The sequence below is a fragment of the Roseinatronobacter sp. NSM genome (assembly GCF_052379845.1).
In the GTDB taxonomy this organism is placed as follows: domain Bacteria; phylum Pseudomonadota; class Alphaproteobacteria; order Rhodobacterales; family Rhodobacteraceae; genus Roseinatronobacter.
Window position 1 is genome coordinate 41,608 of record NZ_JBQTCF010000029.1, and the last position, 18,602, is coordinate 60,209.

At 59.9% G+C, this 18,602-nt stretch carries 13 protein-coding genes; 6 read left to right on the forward strand and 7 right to left on the reverse strand.

Annotated elements, in window-relative coordinates:
• The first annotated feature begins 56 nt into the window (after window positions 1-56).
• The 3 genes from secB to ACTZWY_RS15150 all read left to right on the forward strand — a co-directional run bounded on the left by secB (window position 57) and on the right by ACTZWY_RS15150 (window position 3,278).
• The gene (gene secB, locus ACTZWY_RS15140) at window positions 57-566 is read left to right on the forward strand and encodes a protein-export chaperone SecB (RefSeq protein ID WP_444791542.1); all 510 of its coding nucleotides are present in this window, start codon (window positions 57-59) and stop codon (window positions 564-566) included.
• 134 nt (window positions 567-700) lie between these two features.
• Complete coding sequence (gene ettA / locus ACTZWY_RS15145) at window positions 701-2,356, forward strand: energy-dependent translational throttle protein EttA (protein WP_444791543.1); 1,656 nt, start codon at window positions 701-703, stop codon at window positions 2,354-2,356.
• A 7-nt stretch (window positions 2,357-2,363) separates the two neighbouring features.
• Complete coding sequence (locus ACTZWY_RS15150) at window positions 2,364-3,278, forward strand: GIY-YIG nuclease family protein (RefSeq protein WP_444791544.1); 915 nt, start codon at window positions 2,364-2,366, stop codon at window positions 3,276-3,278.
• Between the two features lie 11 nt (window positions 3,279-3,289).
• Here ACTZWY_RS15150 and ACTZWY_RS15155 read toward each other — a convergent pair whose 3' ends face one another.
• The 4 genes from ACTZWY_RS15155 to ACTZWY_RS15170 all read right to left on the reverse strand — a co-directional run bounded on the left by ACTZWY_RS15155 (window position 3,290) and on the right by ACTZWY_RS15170 (window position 9,888).
• Complete coding sequence (locus ACTZWY_RS15155) at window positions 3,290-3,895, reverse strand: LolA family protein (RefSeq protein ID WP_444791545.1); 606 nt, start codon at window positions 3,893-3,895, stop codon at window positions 3,290-3,292.
• A gap of 90 nt (window positions 3,896-3,985) precedes the next feature.
• On the reverse strand, window positions 3,986-7,144 hold the full coding sequence (locus ACTZWY_RS15160; protein WP_444791546.1) for a DNA translocase FtsK 4TM domain-containing protein: 3,159 nt from the start codon (window positions 7,142-7,144) through the stop codon (window positions 3,986-3,988).
• 18 nt (window positions 7,145-7,162) lie between these two features.
• Window positions 7,163-8,341: an aminotransferase class I/II-fold pyridoxal phosphate-dependent enzyme gene (locus ACTZWY_RS15165; RefSeq protein WP_444791555.1), complete on the reverse strand. Its 1,179-nt coding sequence runs from the start codon at window positions 8,339-8,341 to the stop codon at window positions 7,163-7,165.
• A 209-nt stretch (window positions 8,342-8,550) separates the two neighbouring features.
• A complete protein-coding gene (locus tag ACTZWY_RS15170; protein ID WP_444791547.1) occupies window positions 8,551-9,888 on the reverse strand; it encodes an amidase in 1,338 nt (445 codons plus the stop codon).
• A gap of 146 nt (window positions 9,889-10,034) precedes the next feature.
• Between ACTZWY_RS15170 and ACTZWY_RS15175 the strand changes: the two genes are divergently transcribed.
• Window positions 10,035-11,261 carry an FAD-dependent monooxygenase gene (locus tag ACTZWY_RS15175; protein WP_444791548.1) on the forward strand — a complete coding sequence of 409 codons (1,227 nt, stop codon included), beginning with the start codon at window positions 10,035-10,037 and terminating at the stop codon, window positions 11,259-11,261.
• A 6-nt stretch (window positions 11,262-11,267) separates the two neighbouring features.
• On the opposite strand, the gene ACTZWY_RS15180 is transcribed toward ACTZWY_RS15175, so the two are convergent.
• On the reverse strand, window positions 11,268-11,762 hold the full coding sequence (locus ACTZWY_RS15180; protein ID WP_444791549.1) for a VOC family protein: 495 nt from the start codon (window positions 11,760-11,762) through the stop codon (window positions 11,268-11,270).
• A 167-nt stretch (window positions 11,763-11,929) separates the two neighbouring features.
• Between ACTZWY_RS15180 and msrA the strand changes: the two genes are divergently transcribed.
• Window positions 11,930-12,565 (forward strand): peptide-methionine (S)-S-oxide reductase MsrA, encoded by a 636-nt coding sequence (msrA, locus tag ACTZWY_RS15185; protein WP_444791550.1) that lies wholly within the window; start codon window positions 11,930-11,932, stop codon window positions 12,563-12,565.
• On the opposite strand, the gene ACTZWY_RS15190 is transcribed toward msrA, so the two are convergent.
• Both ACTZWY_RS15190 and ACTZWY_RS15195 read right to left on the reverse strand, forming a co-directional pair.
• Entirely contained in the window at window positions 12,545-13,435 is an 891-nt protein-coding gene (locus tag ACTZWY_RS15190) for a ribokinase (RefSeq protein ID WP_444791551.1), read from the reverse strand. The two genes, msrA and ACTZWY_RS15190, sit on opposite strands and share 21 nt — an antisense overlap.
• 3 nt (window positions 13,436-13,438) lie before the next feature.
• Window positions 13,439-15,697, reverse strand: coding sequence for an NADP-dependent malic enzyme (locus ACTZWY_RS15195; RefSeq protein ID WP_444791552.1), 2,259 nt, complete (start codon window positions 15,695-15,697; stop codon window positions 13,439-13,441).
• Window positions 15,698-15,944: 247 nt separating this feature from the next.
• On the opposite strand from ACTZWY_RS15195, the gene mutS reads away from it, so the two are divergent.
• Window positions 15,945-18,554: a DNA mismatch repair protein MutS gene (mutS, locus tag ACTZWY_RS15200; RefSeq protein WP_444791556.1), complete on the forward strand. Its 2,610-nt coding sequence runs from the start codon at window positions 15,945-15,947 to the stop codon at window positions 18,552-18,554.
• The last annotated feature ends 48 nt before the right edge of the window (window positions 18,555-18,602 follow it).

Consider the following 18,602-nt stretch of genomic DNA (forward strand, 5'->3'; position numbering starts at 1 on the left):
CCCCCTGCTACAAGCGCGCGCAAGAATAACTGACCCACAACAGGAGCCTGGGAAACATGGCAGAAGAAACCAACGGCGCACAACCCGCCGAAGCACCAAAAGTCAACATGCGCGTTCTGGCGCAATTTGTCCGCGACCTTTCATTTGAAAATGTCGCTGCGCAAAAAAAGCTGCAGGGCAGCAATGTTCAGCCTGACATACAGGTTCAGGTCAGCCTTGATGCCAACAAGCGCGACGTTGAAAACCAGTATGAAGTCGCCACCAAGTTCAAAATCACATCCAAGAACAAAGAAGACGGCCAGGCGCTGTTCATCGTGGAGCTGGACTATGTCGGCGTTTTCCTGATTGAGAATGTGCCCGCTGAGCAGCTGCACCCGTTCTTGCTGATCGAATGCCCGCGCATGATTTTCCCCTTCGCGCGCCGCATCATTTCCGATGTCACACGCGATGGCGGCTTCCCGCCGCTGAATCTGGACACAGTTGATTTTCTGGCGCTGTATAAACAGGAAATCCAGCGTCAAGCCGCATTGCGCGCCCAGCAGGGCGAAGCGCCCGTCGCCAACTAAGGCACGACCTGCCCACAAGATTTGCCCCTGCGCACCGCGCGGGGGTTTTTCCATATTCGCCTTGTCCCGCTTGCAGCATGGTCCATCCATACGCTAGGGAAGGCAAAACCCCCATTTCACACGAAGGAAAGCACATGGCGTCCTATCAATATGTTTACCACATGGATGGTGTGTCCAAAACCTATCCCGGCGGCAAGAAATGCTTTGAAAATATCCGCCTGTCCTTCCTGCCGGGGGTGAAAATCGGGGTTGTGGGCGTGAATGGCGCGGGGAAATCCACGCTTCTGCGCATCATGGCGGGCACCGACAAGGATTTCACCGGCGAGGCATGGGCCGCCAAAGGGGCCAAAGTGGGCTACCTGCCGCAGGAACCTGACCTTGACCCCAATCTGGACGTGCGCGGCAATGTCATGCTGGGTGTCGCGGAAAAACAGGCAAAACTGGACCGCTATAACGAACTGGCCATGAACTATTCGGATGAGACCGCCGATGAAATGGCCGCCCTTCAGGACCAGATCGACGCAGAAAACCTGTGGGACCTGGACAGCCAGATCGATGTCGCCATGGAAGCGCTGCGCTGCCCGCCCGACACTGCCAATGTCGACACCCTGTCAGGTGGCGAAAAACGCCGCGTGGCGCTGTGCAAGCTGTTGCTGGAAGCGCCCGACATGCTGCTTCTGGACGAACCGACCAACCACCTTGACGCCGAAACCATTGCATGGCTGCAAAAACACCTGATCGAATACAAGGGCACCATCCTGATTGTCACCCATGACCGCTACTTTCTGGATGACATCACCAGCTGGATTCTGGAACTCGATCGTGGGCGCGGCATCCCCTATGAAGGGAATTATTCCGCATGGCTGGAACAAAAGGCAAAACGCCTGGCGCAAGAAGCGCGCGAAGACAAGTCGCGCCAGAAATCGCTGGAACGCGAGTTGGAATGGATCAGGGCAGGCGCGAAGGCGCGGCAGACCAAATCCAAGGCGCGAATTGCCGCCTATGAAGAAAAGGCAGGCCAGTCCGAGCGCGAAAAGATTGGCCGCGCGCAGATCATCATTCCCAATGGTCCCCGCCTTGGCGGCAAGGTCATCGATATCCAGAACCTGCAAAAAGGCTATGGCGACCGGCTGCTGATCGAAGACCTGTCCTTCGCGCTGCCACCGGGTGGCATTGTCGGTGTGATCGGTCCCAACGGCGCGGGCAAATCCACGCTGTTTCGCATGCTGACCGGACAGGAACAGCCCGACGCGGGCAGTATTGAATTCGGTGACACCGTGCAACTGTCCTATGTCGACCAGTCGCGCGACGCGCTGGACCCGAAGAAAACCGTGTGGGAAGAAATCAGCGACGGGCTGGACATCATCCAGCTGGGCGATGCCGAGGTGAATTCCCGCGCCTATGTCGGTGCCTTCAACTTCAAGGGGGGTGACCAGCAAAAGAAAGTGGGCCTTCTGTCAGGGGGTGAACGCAACCGCGTGCATATGGCCAAATTGCTGCGCGCGGGCGGCAATGTGCTGTTGCTGGACGAACCGACCAACGATCTGGACGTGGAAACCCTGCAAGCACTGGAAGCCGCGCTGGAAGATTTCGCAGGCTGCGCCGTGGTCATCTCCCACGACCGCTTCTTCCTTGACCGGCTGTGCACGCATATCCTGGCGTTTGAAGGCGAGGCGCATGTCGAATGGTTCGAGGGCAATTTCGCGGCCTATGAAGAAGATAAAAAACGTCGGTTGGGGCCTGATGCGCTGGAGCCGAAGCGGGTGAAGTATAAGAAGTTTACGAGGTGAGAGGATTATGAGTGAGCAACGTGGCCGTTCAGTAAGACTCTTCCTAGCTGAGGGTTCCGCAACAGGAATACTAACTGCTGAAATAGTAAACTGGACTGGCCACATGTTGGCAGCCCCACGAACTAGACTTGAAATCGCACTAAAGCGGGATGAACTCAAGAAAACCGGCGTCTATATCCTTTACAGTGATGCATTCGGGGGCGATTTACCGTCTGTCTATGTCGGCGAAGGCGACGAGATCGCCTCGCGCCTACGGTCGCATGCCAGAGACGACTCCAAAGACTTCTGGGATCGCTTCGTTGCGATAACGAGCAAAGACCTAAACCTTACAAAGGCCCATGTGAAGTATCTGGAAGGGCGTTTAATCAGGTTTCTACTCGACGCTAAAAAATGCAGCCTGATGAATCGCACTGAACCTACGTTTGAAAGGCTTCCGGAAGCAGACATATCCGATATGGAGAGCTTCTTAGATGAACTCCAGCTTTTACTTCCTGTGGTTGGAGTGGATTTTTTGCGTAGGCCAAAATTGAAAGTTCGTGAACAACGTGACGATGATACCCAGATCTTCTTTTGTGTTAAAAATGCAGGCAAGGGCATTTCAGCGAAAGCCACTGAAATTGACGGGGAGTTTGTGGTGCTTGCAAATTCGATTGGGCACCTAAATGAAGCTCCATCGTTTCATGAACGAATAAAAACATTTCGGGATCAAGCGCTTGAAAGCGGGCGCTTGTCCAGAATTGATAACGAGCACTTTAAGGTATTAGAAGATATTGCATTCAATAGCCCAAGTGCTGCGGCAGTGTTCCTATTTGGAACCAGCCGCAACGGGCGAACCGATTGGCTGGTAGATGGGAAGAACATTTCCTATGGTAGCTGGAAAGATATCCAGCTTGAGTCCTCCGAACGTGAGATTTTGATTTAGCGATTCCTAACTCACCGCCGCCGTTGTTCGGTTTCTGCCACCACATCGAACAACCGCGCTGACAACTGCCCGCCAAAGCGCATATTGCCCAGAATAACGGTGGTTTCCGCGCCGGTGTCGTCGCGGATGACCCATTGGCGCAATTCCGTGGGGTTGGCGGAAAAATTCAGGCGGATGGACCCGTATTGCGGGTTGTCGGGGTCCTGGGCGACTACGGTTGTCACATCACCGTCGACCGTGTGGCCCACAACCATGCGCGCGCGCTGGAAATCCACATTCCGTTCCAGAATGATGTTCAGCGGCGTCTGGCGCAACGGGTATTGGTTTGGCCCCTGATTGGACCGCCCGTCAAACACCGACAGCTGACTGCCGCCCGCCATGACCAACGCGTTTTCGGGCGGGTCATATTCAAACCGCATGCGCCCCGGACGGCGGATATATAACCGCCCTGTCACCAGCGACCCGTCAGGGTTTATCTGCGTAAACTCCCCTTCTGCAGTGGTGAAGCTGTTGAAATAGCCCGAGATTTCCGCAAGCGGAATAGCCTGGGCCATGGCTGGCCGGACCAGCGCAAGCGCTGGCAGGGACAGAAGAAGGGAACGGCGTGTGATACTCATGACACCCTAAATAATGCACGATACGACAAGGGCAAAGCCACGATCTGTTCACGCGCCCTGACAAGGCAGAGAGTTGCCTATCAAGACATGTTACCCCTGTTCGGGAATCAGGATTTCGCGTTTTCCGACATGGTTTGCAGGCGTGACAAGCCCTTCATCTTCCATCTGTTCAACCAGACGCGCGGCCTTGTTATAACCGATGCCCAGTTTGCGCTGAATGTAGCTGGTGGAACATTTGCGGTCCTGAATGACCACCTGCACCGCCTGATCATACAGCGCATCTTCGCCGGTGGTATTGCCGCCAAGGCCAAGAACCGCATCAATATCGGCTTCCTTGTCGGATTCGGGCCCATCGACCACGCCTGATTTATAATCCGGGGGACCAAAGGATTTCAGGTGGTTGACGATCTCCTCCACCTCCTCGTCGCTGACGAAGGGACCATGCACACGGGTAATGCGCGACCCCCCCGCCATATACAGCATGTCCCCCATGCCCAGCAGCTGTTCCGCCCCCTGTTCGCCCAGAATGGTGCGCGAGTCGATCTTGCTGGTCACCTGAAACGAAATCCGTGTGGGGAAGTTTGCCTTGATGGTGCCGGTGATCACATCAACCGAGGGGCGCTGCGTGGCCATGATCAGGTGAATACCCGATGCACGCGCCATCTGCGCAAGGCGCTGGATGCAGGCTTCAATCTCCTTGCCTGCAACCATCATCAGGTCGGCCATCTCATCCACAATGACAACGATATAGGGCAGCAATTCGGGCGCGAATTCCTCGGACTCGAACACCGGATCGCCGGTTTCATCGTCAAAACCCGTCTGGATGGTGCGCTTGAACATCTCGCCTCGTGCCAGCGCTTCGCGCACGCGGCCGTTGAACCCTTCGATATTGCGCACACCCATCTTGGACATCTTGCGATAGCGCTCTTCCATCTCCCCCACGACCCATTTCAGCGCGACAACCGCTTTCTTGGGGTCCGTCACAACCGGCGACAACAGGTGCGGAATGCCATCATAGACGGACAGTTCCAGCATTTTGGGGTCAATCATGATCATGCGGCATTCATCCGGCGTCAGACGATACAGCAGCGACAGGATCATGGTGTTGATGGCCACTGATTTGCCCGAACCTGTGGTCCCCGCAATCAGCAAATGCGGCATCTTGGCCAGGTTGGCGACAACGGGTTCGCCGTCTATTGCCTTGCCCAGCGCCAGCGGCAGGCGCATTTGCGTATCGCCAAAATCGCGCGCCGACAGAATTTCGCGCAAAACCACCTTTTCGCGGTGGGCATTGGGCAATTCAATCCCGATGATGGACCGCCCCGGAACCGTCGACACCCGCGCCGACAGCGCCGACATGGACCGCGCTATGTCATCGGCCAGACCAATGACGCGGCTGGCCTTAAGGCCCGGTGCGGGTTCCAGTTCATATTGGGTGACAACCGGGCCGGGGCGAACGCTGACAATTTCACCGCGCACGCCGTAATCATCCAGCACCGATTCCAGCATCCGCGCGTTTTCTTCCAACGCCTCATCGCTCAGGGAATAGCGCTGAACATTGGCGGGGCTTTCCAGCAATGACAGGGGCGGCAGTTCATAACTTTCCACTGCGCCATGGTCGAAGGGGAATGTTGGTTCTGCCTCGGCGCGGGCCTGACGCGAGGTTTGGGGTTTCACAGGCTGGGCGGCCACAACGCGGCGTTGCAATACCTGACCGGGGCGCACGGCCATTGCAGGGTCATGTGGCTGTGGCGCGGACTGGGCGGGGGGTGTCCAATCAACGGGGGCCACAGGGGTTTGAACGCGGGCAACGGGCGCGGCAGGCTGTGCCGCAAGCATCCAGTCGGGCATATGAATATTACCCATCACTGGCGCGTCCATCTGGGTGGTAAAGGTGGCGCTTGCAAGCGGTTGCTGCGGCTGCAGGTGGTCATCAAGGCGCGACGCGGGCGCCTGCAAGGGTGGTTCCTGCACTGCGCGCGGTCCTGTCGCGGCAGGGGCGGGGCGCAGGTTCGGGTTAAACACCTGCACAGGTTTTGCATGCCTGCGATGGCGCACCGCATCTGCAATTCGGTTGCTGATCTGGTCTGGCGCGGGGGCAGTTGCGGCCATGGCGGCGTTGCGCAATTGCGGTTCCACCAGTTCGGGTTCCGGCATGGGGGCCGGTTCAGCGCCGCGCATGCTTAGGGATTTCAACTTGGACAACAAACCGCCTGCGCGCGCCTCGGCTTCTGGTGCGTCGTCATAGGGCAGGGGCGCAGGCTGCTGCATGCCGGTGCGCTGGGGGGGTCGCGCCCGCGCAGGAGGGGGCGGCATATCTGCAACCAACGGGTCGATCAGCACATGTTCATCCCCGTCCCCGTGCCAGTCATCGGGCGCATACCCTGCAGGCCGGATCACGGGCGCATTGCGGCGTGTCAAAACCGGCTCGGGGGCTGTCGGGTGCGCGCGCGAAAGCACGGGGGCGCGGTCGTGGTGATAGGCATCTGGCGCATGCTGCGCGCGCACAGCGCCTTGCGCAGCGCGGGCCTGCTGATAGTCTTGCGCCCTGCGCGCCACAGCACCGCCCGCAACCCTGGCCCCGCGCAGCCCGCCGGACACGCCGCCGCGCAACACGGCCATGGCCCCGGCATAGGTCAGGATGACACCCGTAAGCAGGAACCGCGCGAAGCTCAGCGCTTCGCGCTGGCTGACACCCATCACGAACCCCCAAACCGCAAGACAGGCGAACAACATAAACAGCGACATGAACCCGACACCCGCAGCGGGCGACATGGGCAATGCGTTGACCACAGCACCCAGCACCGTGTCGCCAAACACGCCGCCCATGCCATACAGCCTGTCCCAGCTTTCAGCGGGCACAAAGCTGGCGCACCAGATCGACGTGACCGCAACAGCCAATGGCAAGAATACGCCGCGCGCCATAACCGCATCATGTCCGCGCCCCGACACCAGCCGCAGGCCCCAGCCCGCCAGAAACAACACAACCCCCCAAGACGCCATTCCCGCAATCACCATCAGCGGTTGCGCAATTGACGCGCCCACGCGCCCCAAGGAATTCTGGACCGGCGCATCACTGGCAGCCATCCAGCCAGGATCTGCCGGCGAATAAGATCCCAGCATCAGCGCAATGGCAAACGCCAGCGCCACCAACCCAAGGCCCGCCAATTCGCGCCCGCGTTTTTGCAACACGGCCTGCAATTTGCTGTCCAGAAGCGGATCGCGCTTGTCCATATTGTAAGATGCCATCTGACGCGCCCTTTGGGTTTAACTATACAGGCAGGTGCGCAACCGGATCAGCGCGTCCTGCATTTCATCAATCAAATTCACCATCGCCACACGAATAAATCCCTGACCGGGGTTAAACCCGTCCACGTCGCGCGACAAATACGCCCCCGGCAACACGCGAATGCCTGTTTCCGTCCACAGCTTCAGGGCGGCCGTTTCGCCGTCCGCCACGGGCAGCCACAGGAAAAACCCGCCCGCTGGCCCCGCGTAACCGGGCACATTGCCGAAAATACGATCTGCAAGCGCATATTTCTGCTGATACAACGCACGAGAGCGGTTCACATGCGCCTCATCCGCCCAAACGGCGGCAGCGACATGTTGCAACGGTTCGGGCAGCGGCGCCCCGCTATAGGCGCGCAACTGCCGGATCCGGCGGATACATTCCACACCGCCCGCCACAAAACCCGACCGCAGCCCCGGCAGGTTTGACCGCTTGGACAGCGAATGAAACGACAAGACGCGTTCAAGGTCGGCACCCATTTCGGCCGCAATTTCCAGCGCACCGGGCGGCGGCGTGTCGCGGTAAATTTCAGAATAGCATTCATCTGCGAAAATACGGAAATCATACTTTTCGGCCAGCGCGATCAGGCTGCGCCAATACGCGGCATCAGCAACCGACCCTTGCGGGTTGGCGGGTGAACAGACATAGGCAATCGCCACGCGGTCCAGCACATCAGCGGGCAGGCTGGCATAATCGGGCAAATGGCCAGTGGCTTCGGTTGCCGCGACAAAACGCGGTTCCGCCCCCACAGCAAGCGCCGCCACGGCATAGACCTGATAAAACGGGTTCGGCGTCAGGATAACAGGGGTCTGCCCGTTCTTGCGTTCAGGGCATAGCGCAAGCGCCGCGTTGAACAACCCTTCGCGTGTGCCGTTCAGAACCATCAGGTTCTGTGGTGTCAAGAAAACACCGTAACGTCTTGAAATCCAGTCTTGAATCGACTGCAACAAGGGGGGTATGCCCTCATTCGCGGGGTATTTTGCAAAACTGCCGATATTCGCATTCAACACATCCGCCAGAAAGGGCGGCATGTCGTGGCGCGGTTCGCCAATGGTCATGGCGACAGGGTCACCACCGGGTTGGTGATGATCCAGAAGCGCGCGCAGGCGCGGGAATGCGTATTCAGGCAGGTTCGAAAACCGCTCTGGGTATGCCATGGAATGCCTCGACTGCTCGGGGTCTTTTGCCCCATTATGGGGTGCAGGATAACGCGCAGGGGCCGCCCCGTCCAGAAAAACGACTGAAGTTTTGCCAATAACCCCGCGATATTGTGGCATTTTCGCAGGTCCCTACAGGGCGCTACCATATATGGCGGTAACCCGGCAAGTTAGCCGCTATTGGTTGGGTCCAACACGCTGGATACCCCCTATCGCAGGGACAGCGCCGCTTCCGCCGCGGTCCCAAGGCGCAACAGCCGATCTTCGGCCATGGGCGGACACATCAGGCTTAGGCCCGCTGACGGCACAGCCGTGGGCAGTGTCAACGCACACAGACCCAACATATTGCCAATACGCGTATTGCGCAGCGTCAGCAGGTTTTCAGCGGTGAAATAGGCATGATCCTCCAGCAGGCGCCGTGCATTGGGCGGCATGTTGGGCGCTGTTGGCAGCAGCACTGCATCATATCCGGCAGTTTCCGCAAGATAGCTGGCACGGTGGCGCATCAGCGCATCCCATGCTGCAATATAGTCAGTGGCCAAATGGTCCCGGCCCGACCGGAAGCGTTCCAGCACTGGCGGGAACATGATTTCGGGCGCCGCTTCAATCTGCTCTCGCCAAGTGCTGTAGCATTCCGGTGTATAGATAATGGCTGCCAACGCCAGCGCCTCGCTGACGCAGGACAATGATTTGCGCGAAATCTTCGCACCGGCCCTTGCCAGCTTATCGACCGCGCCATCGAACGCTTGTGCAGGCGTGTCGCGGATGCCGTCAAACGGGGCGCCGTCCAGAACCAGAAACCGCCGCCCCGACAAGCTGGCACCGCGCAAATCCGGCGCGGGGCGGTTTTCCAGCGCGGACAGCATCAGCGCGCAATCCTCGACACTGCGTGCCAGCGGGCCGGCGGAGTCGAACTTCGGCGCAAGCGGCACCACACCTTGCAGGGTCAGCCGCCCGTGCGTGGTTTTCAATCCGACCAGATCATTCCATGCCGCTGGAATACGCACAGACCCGCCCGTGTCCGACCCCATCGCCACAGCTGCCAGCCCGAACGCCACCGAGGCCGCCGCCCCGGACGAACTGCCACCGGGCACGGCGTCAGGGTCGTTGACACATGGCGGCGTGGCAGTCACCGGATTTAGCCCCAGACCGGAATAGGCAAATTCGGTCTGATGTGTCTTGCCCAGACAGATTGTCCCCGCGCGCGTCATGATCTGCAACAGCGCCGCGTCATGGTCGGGCACACGGCCCTTGAGCACCGCTGACCCGCTTTCCGTGGCGACACCCGCCGTGTCGAACAAGTCTTTCCATGACAGGGGCACGCCGTCCAGCACATGGCGGCGCAACCCGGCGCGCGCCCGGTCGCGCGCGGCAATCGCTTCATCCAATGCGCGGCTTTCGGTCAGGCGCGCATAAATGCGCGCCCCTGAAGGATGTGCCGCAATGGCCGCCAGATACGCTTCGCTTAGCGCAAGCGGGCACAGATTGCCTGCAGCAATGGCGCGGCCCTGTTCTGCGGCGGGTCTGGTCAGCCAAGCTTCACTCATGATGCGGTTTCCCTGTTTTCTGGGGCCAGCCGGGGGCTGTCTGCCCCCGGACCCCCAGAGAGTATTTTGTGCAAGATGAAATGGGAACTGCAAATTTGTCCGCTTTGCCGCATGGACAAGTCTGTGCACCGTGCCATAATTGCAAGATGACATATGATGCAGATATCCTGATTGTGGGCGGCGGGTTGAATGGCCCGTCATTGGCACTGGCGCTGGCACAGGGCGGCTTGAGGGTCATCATAATTGATGCCCTGCCCCGCGATACGCGCGAAGGGGCGGAATTTGACGGGCGGGCCTATGCGCTGGCGCTGGCATCCGCCCGTGTGCTCGACGGGATCGGGATTTGGGATGCTGTGGCCGCGCATGCGCAGCCCATCTTGCAGATCAAGGCCAGTGACGGGCGCGCAGGCGAAGGGGCAGCGCCGTTTTTCCTGCATTTCGACCATGCCGAGATTGAAGAAGGCCCCATGGGCCACATGCTGGAAGACCGCTATTTGCGCCGCGCGCTTCTGGACGCGATGGACAGCACCCCCAACATTACCCAGATGGAAGGGCACCGCGTTATCGCGCAGGAGGTGGGTGCCGATGGCGTGAGCGTCACCACAGATGACGGGCAGACCCTGCGCGCGCGTGTTCTGGTAGGCTGTGACGGGCGCGACAGCGCCGTGGCGCAGCGTGCAGGTATCAAGCGCACTGGCTGGGATTATGGCCAGACCGCGCTGGTATGTGCCATTGCGCATGATCGCCCGCATCAGGGCTGCGCGCATCAGTTCTTCATGCCTGCCGGACCGCTGGCCATACTGCCGCTGCCGGGCAACCGGTCATCGATTGTGTGGAGCGAACGCACAGACACTGCCGCCATGATTCATGCCATGACGGATGCCGAGTATCTGGCCGCGCTGCGCCCGCGTTTTGGCGATTTTCTTGGGGATATTGCGCTGGCGGGCAAGCGATTTGCCTATCCTTTGCGCCTGACGATTGCCAACAGCTTCATTGCGCCGCGTCTGGCGCTGGTGGGTGATGCTGCCCATGGCATGCACCCGATTGCGGGTCAGGGGTTCAATTTCGGGCTGCGCGATGTGGCCGCCCTGGCGGAGGTGGTGATTCTGGCGGCCCGCAGGGGCGAGGATATTTCCAGCCCCCTTGTTCTGGAACGCTACCAGCAATGGCGACGGTTTGACACCATGATGATGGCCGTGGGCACTGACGGCGTGAACCGCCTGTTTTCCAACGATTCCGCATTGATGCGCGGGGTGCGGGGCCTCGGCATGGGGGTTGTTCAGTCGCTGCCGGGGCTGCGCCGCCGGTTCATCCGCGAAGCCGCAGGGCTTACGGGTGATCTGCCGCGCCTGATGCGGGGCGTGCCGATCTGAGCGGGGTCACTTCGGGTCAGCCAACGCCAGTAATGCGGCTACGTCCAGCCGGGAATTGCCCATGTTCAACTGGCCTGCGCCATCGCGGGGCCAGTCCTTGCGGGGTCGGTCGACATATATTTCAACGCCGTTTCCGTCGGGGTCGTTGAAATACAGCGCTTCTGAAACACCATGATCGGCGGCGCCATCCAGTTGCACACCCGCCTGAAGCAGCTTGTGCAACACCTGCGCCATGGCCACCCTGTCAGGATACAGCACCGCCAGATGATACAATCCCGTATGTCCGGCAGGGGCCGGGCGCGCGCCTGCGCTGTGCCATGTATTCAACCCGATATGATGATGATATCCGTCCGCACCCATAAAAACCGCCTGCGTGCCGTATCGCTGTGTCACCCCGAACCCAAGCAAGCTGTAGAAAGCAACGGCGCGGTCCAGATCGGCCACTTTCAAATGAACATGGCCAATCATGGGGCCGGCGCGGGGGGTGGTTTGGCTGGGCATATCCTGTCCTTTCAGTTCCAGATAAGTATAGGATCGGGCGATGGGCGCGGAAACTCGGCAATTTCACGCAGGTATTGTGCGGTTTTCACCCCCTTGTGATAACAAAAACTGACCAAATTCAGCCGTTGTGACGTATCATCCCGAAATAAACCCAAAGGATTCTGCACATGAAGCGATACGCTTTTGCATTCTGGTTGATCGCACTCTTTGCGCCAGCCCTGCCCGCCACCGCGCAACAAATCCAGACCGCCATTGTCGCAGGAGGGTGTTTCTGGTGCGTGGAATCAGATTTCAGGCGCGTTGATGGGGTGGTGGATGTGCGTGTGGGATTCACCGGGGGCACAACACCTGATCCCATCTATGAAGATGTGGCGCGCGGGCGCACTGACCATATAGAAGCGGCCATCATCAGCTTTGACCCTGCGCGCGTGAGCTATGACCAGATACTGCATATGTTCCTGCGGTCGATCGATCCGCTGGACGCTGGCGGGCAATTCTGTGACCGTGGTGCGCATTACACCACGGCCATTTTCGCCACCCCCGCACAAACCGAACAGGCGCAGGTCGCCATAGCCGAGGCAGAGGCCGAACTGGGCCAAAGCATTGTCACCCCCGTGCGCGAAGCGGCCACATTTTATGAAGCTGACGACTTTCATCAGAATTACGCCAATTCTGCCGAACGCACATTGACGCGCTTTGGCTGGATCGAACGGCGCGACGCATATAAAGCTTACCGCGAAGGTTGCGGGCGCGACCAGCGCGTGCGCGAAGTCTGGGGGAATTCAGCCGCCTTCACGGGCTAAGGCGTCAATTTCTGCGCGGGCGGGCATGGCACTGGCCGCCCCCGCGCGGGACACCTGCAATGCCGCGGCGCTGGTTGCAAACTGCATTGCGGGTGCTGCCTCCATCCCCTCGGCCAGTGCGGCAATCAGGGCACCTGCGAAGCAATCTCCTGCGCCGGTGGTGTCCACGACAGGCACGCGCAATGCGGGAACAAAAATTTCCGGCGCGCCCTTTTCATGGCAACTTGCCCCTTTCGCCCCTCGCGTTACCACCACTGTTTGAACAGGCAAATCCGCAATCGCCACGCCCAGCGCGTCCTGCAATTGCTGGGCTTCAACCTCGTTCATCATCAGTATGGCTATGAACGGCAACACTGCCTGCACCGCATCCGGCGCAAAGGGGGCTGCCGAATAGACAACCTTCATGCCGCGCGCGGCCGCAGCTGCGGCAATTTCCGGCTGCCATGCGGTTTCATTCTGCATCAGCAGGTAGTCGCCCGCTTGCGCAGCATCCAACGCCTGCAGCACAGGATCAAGCGCCAGCGCATGATTGGCCCCGCCATGCAGCAAAATGGCATTCTCGCCGCTGCGGTCGACCATTATGATGGCATGGCCTGTCGCGGCATCCGTCACCTGCACGCCAGCGCAATCCACGCCGGAAGCTTCCATCACATCACGCATGGCCAACCCGTCCGCACCAACGGCGCCCAGATGGCACACTTGCGCCCCCGCACGCGCTGCCGCCACTGACTGGTTTGCGCCCTTGCCGCCCAATTGCACACGGTAGTCATGGCTTGCCAGCGTTTCGCCCGCTGCGGGCAGGTGGTCAAGCGTATGAACATGGTCAATGTTGATTGACCCAAACCCCCAGATGCGCGATTTGTCTTCCATGCGTCAGACAATCTCGCAACTGGCCATTACGGCCATATTCAGAATATCGCTGACGGTGGACCCTGTCGAACATATCTGAATGGGTTTGGGCGCCCCTGCCAGAATTGGCCCGATCACTGTCGCGCCTGCCATTTCCTGCATCAACTTGACACTGATGGACGCGGAATGCCGCGCAGGCACCACCAGAATATTCGCTGGCCCTGTCAAGCGCGAAAACGGGTAATGCGCAGCAGCTTTCGGGTTCAGCGCAACATCCACTGTCATCTCGCCCTCATACTCGAAATCCACGCCGCGCGCGTCCAGAATACGCGGCGCAAGATGCATCTTCTCGGCGCGTTCGGACACCGGATACCCGAATGTCGAGAAGCTGACAAAAGCCACGCGCGGTTCCAGCCCCAGATGCCGCGCCACTGATGCCGCGCGCGTGGCAATATCGGCCAGATCAACCTCTGACGGCCATTCATGCACCAGCGTGTCCGCAATCAGCACAATCCGGCCCTTGTGCAACAGCGCCGTCACGCCAACCGCTCCATCTTGGGCGCGCGCATCAAACACATGGTTGATAAGGCCCAACACATGCGCCGATTTGCGCGTGGCCCCGGTTACCAGTGCATCGCCGTGGCCATGGGCCAGCATCAGCGCCGCAAACACATGGCGGTTACGCGCCGCCAGCCGATGAACATCTTTCAGGTCATGGCCCTGCCGTTGCAAGCGCTCATACAGATACTCCTTGTAGACACCCAGATGTCGCGTATTGCCCGCATTCACCACTGTCAGCTCGCGCACCGCATCGCCCAGGCCCTCTGCCTCCAGCTTGGCCTTCACGTCATCCTCGCGCCCCACAATCAACGCCTGCCCATAGCCGCCACGCTGATAGGCAACTGCGGCCCGCAACACGCGCTCATCATCGCCTTCGGCAAAAATCATGCGCGATTGCGCCTGTTTTGCCCGCGCATGAATGGATTGCAGCACACTTGCCGTAGGGTCCATCCGCGCCTTCAGCGATTGCACATAGCCGTCCATATCCACAATCGGGCGACGTGCCACACCTGTTTTCATCCCCGCCTTGGCCACAGCAGGCGGGATGGTGTAAATCAGGCGCGGATCAAACGGCGTGGGAATAATGTAATCGCGCCCGAAACTCAGCTTGCGCCCGTAAGCCATCGCCACCTCATCGGGCACATCCTCGCGGGCCAGTTCCGCCAGCGCATGCGCGCAGGCAATCTTCATCTCATCATTGATGGCGCGCGCATTGATATCCAGCGCACCCCGAAACAGATACGGAAATCCCAGAACATTGTTCACCTGATTGGGGTAATCACTGCGGCCCGTCGCAACAATCGCATCAGCGCGCACAGCATGGGCTTCTTCGGGTGTAATTTCAGGGTCAGGGTTGGCCATGGCAAAAATGACCGGATTATCCGCCATGGCCGCCACCATTTCAGGCGTGACAGCGCCCTTGGCCGACACGCCCAGAAACACATCTGCACCCACCATCGCCTCCTCCAGCGTGCGCGCATCGGTGCGCGCGGCATGGGCCGACTTCCATTGGTTCATCCCCTCGGTCCGGCCCTGCCAGATCACGCCCTTGGTATCGCACATGATGCAATTGTCCTGCAGCGCCCCCATGGACTTGATCAGTTCCAGACAGGCAATCCCCGCAGCGCCTGCCCCGTTCAGCACGATTTTGCAGTCTTCAATCCGCTTGCCCGACAACTCCAGCGCATTGATCAAACCGGCAGCACAAATCACCGCTGTGCCATGCTGGTCATCATGGAATACCGGAATATCCATGATTTCCTTCAACCGGCTTTCAATGATGAAGCATTCCGGCGCCTTGATATCTTCCAGATTAACCCCGCCAAAGGTCGGCCCCATCAACTTGACGGCATTGATAATCTCATCCGGGTCTTCGGTATCCAGCAAGATATCAATCGCATTCACATCGGCAAACCGCTTGAACAACACAGCCTTGCCTTCCATCACCGGCTTGGATGCCAGCGCGCCCAGGTTCCCCATGCCCAGAATGGCTGTCCCATTCGACACAACAGCGACCATATTGCCCTTGGTGGTGTAATCATACGCCGCCTGCGGGTCATCCGCGATGGCCTGAACCGGCACAGCCACCCCGGGGCTATAGGCCAGCGACAAATCCGCCTGTGTGGCCATGGGCTTCGAGGCGGTAATCTCGTATTTTCCCGGCGTCGGCGCGTGATGATACGCCAATGCCTCTTCTGCGGTGAATTTCGACTTGCGGGACATGGGCGCGGCTCCTCCTGATTATCTCCGTCATAAACAGTTGAACGCCGGGGGTAAATAAACGGAATCCAGATGTTAGCGCTCTCACCCCGGTGTTTCAGTCTGGGTTAAATATCCGCAGGGGGTGAATTGCGCGCGCCCGCGCGCAAGAGGGGGCGCGCGCCCCCTTTCCCCCATCCACGCCTTTCGCTACTTTCGCGCAAACAGGCCCCAGAAGGAACATTTCCCCGTGAATGACACCGTCACCCCCATGATGGCCCAATACCTTCAGGTCAAGCAGCAGCATCCCGATGCGCTGTTATTCTACCGCATGGGCGATTTCTACGAATTGTTCTTTGACGACGCCATCGCCGCCGCAGCCGCCCTTGACATTGCCCTGACCAAACGCGGCAAACATCTGGGCGAAGACATCGCCATGTGCGGTGTGCCCCATCACGCCGCCGAGGGGTATTTGCTGACCCTTATCCGCAAAGGGTTTCGCGTGGCCATCGCCGAACAGATGGAAACCCCCGAACAGGCCAAAAAGCGCGGCTATAAATCCGTGGTGCAGCGCGATGTCGTGCGCCTTGTCACCCCCGGCACCCTGACCGAGGAATCGCTTCTTGACGCACGCCGCCACAATTACCTGGCCGCTTTCACGGAACTGCGCGACGATGGCGCGCTGGCATGGGCCGACATCTCCACCGGGCAGGTGCGCGTCATGCCTTGCACCCGCCTGCACCTTGGCCCGGAACTGGCACGCCTTGCACCGCGTGAAATTCTTGTCAGCGACACGCAGGCCGAAACCTTGCGCCCGATTGCCGAAGACATGGGCGCAGCCCTGACAGCCCTTGCGCCCGCCAGCTTTGACAGCCAGTCTGCCGATAAGCGTCTATGCGACCTCTACAAAGTGCAAACCCTTGACGGGTTTGGCCAGTTCGGGCGGGCCGAACGCGCGGCCCTTGGTGCGCTGGTGGACTATCTGGACCTGACACAGCGCGGAAAACTGCCCCTGTTGCAGCCCCCCATCCGCGACTCCGCCGATGAGTTGGTGCAGATCGACGCGGCCACCCGCCGCAATCTGGAACTCACACAATCCCTGACAGGTGGGCGCGATGGGGCATTGCTGCATGTCATCGACCGCACGGCCACCGCCGCAGGCGCGCGGTTGCTGGAACGGCGGCTGTCATCACCATCAGCACGGCTGGACGTCATTCTGGCACGACAGGATGCTGTCACCTTTCTGCACGGGCAAAACCGCCTGCGCAACGACCTGCGCACTTGCCTTGGTGCAGTGCCTGACCTTGACCGCGCCTTGTCACGGATTGCACTGGACCGCGCTGGACCGCGCGACCTTGGCGCCATCCGCAATGCGCTGACACAGGCCATCGACATACACACCCGTTTCAACCAGCACACCCCCCCCGACCTGTTGCAAAACGCGGCGAACGCCCTGACCGGGCATGAAACGCTTCTGAACCTGCTGGATGCGGCGCTGGTGGCCGACCCGCCGCTTCTGGCCCGCGATGGCGGCTTCATCGCGCCAGGCCATGACCCGGACCTGGACGACGCGCGCACCCTGCGCGACGAAGGGCGCAGCGTGATTGCAAAAATGCAGGCGGATTACGCGCAGGACACGGGCATCCCCTCGCTGAAAATCAAGCATAACAACGTGCTGGGCTATTTCATCGAAGTGACCAGCACCCATGCGGACCGCATGCTGTCAGACCCGCTATCTGCGCGCTACATCCACCGCCAGACAACCGCCAACCAGGTGCGCTTCACCACAGTTGACCTGTCGGAAATGGAAACCCGCATCCTGAATGCAGGCGCGCGGGCGCTGGAAATTGAAAAACGCCTGTTTGCACAATTGCGCGACGCCATCCTTGAACGCGCCCCCCATCTGGCCCAAACCGCCCAGGCACTTGCCGAAATCGACCTTGCAGCCGCGCTTGCCGATCTGGCACGCGCGGGCAACTGGTGCGCCCCGCGGCTTGATACCTCGCGCAGCTTTGCCATTACGGGCGGGCGCCATCCCGTGGTTGAAACGGCCCTTGCCCGCAGCAATGGCAGCTTCATCGCCAATGACTGCGACCTAAGCGCCGCTGACGGCGCGGCCATCTGGTTGCTGACAGGCCCTAACATGGCCGGGAAATCCACCTTCCTGCGCCAGAACGCGCTGATTGCCATTCTGGCGCAAATGGGCGCCTGGGTGCCCGCCACGAACGCCCATATCGGCCTTGTCAGTCAGGTGTTCAGCCGCGTCGGCGCCAGCGACGATCTGGCGCGCGGACGGTCCACCTTCATGGTGGAAATGGTCGAAACCGCCGCCATCCTCAATCAGGCCAATGACCGCGCCTTGGTGATCCTTGACGAAATCGGGCGTGGCACGGCCACCTATGACGGGCTGTCCATCGCTTGGGCCACGCTGGAACATCTGCATAGCGTGAACCGCACCCGCGCCCTGTTTGCCACGCATTACCATGAAATGACCGCCCTTGCCGGCAGGTTGCCCGGCGTTGAAAATGCCACCGTGACGGTCAAGGAATGGGAAGGCGACGTCATTTTCCTGCACGAAGTCAAACGCGGCGCGGCCGATCGCAGCTATGGCGTGCAGGTTGCGCGACTGGCCGGCCTGCCCGACAGCGTCATCACCCGCGCCCGCGAAGTGCTGTCCGCACTGGAACAAGGCGAAGGCGGCAAAAACCCGAAAGCCGTGATTGACGACCTCCCGCTGTTTTCCGCGGCGCGCTCCGCTGCCCCGCCTGCTCCAAAACCCAACCCCGCAATGGAAAAACTCGCCCGGATTAACCCGGACGAGCTGTCACCAAAAGATGCGCTTGATCTGCTCTATGACCTGAAATCGCTTAGCCAGTCATAGGTTTCATCTTGCCAAAAATACTCAAAAAAGGGGCAGTATGCCCCCCAG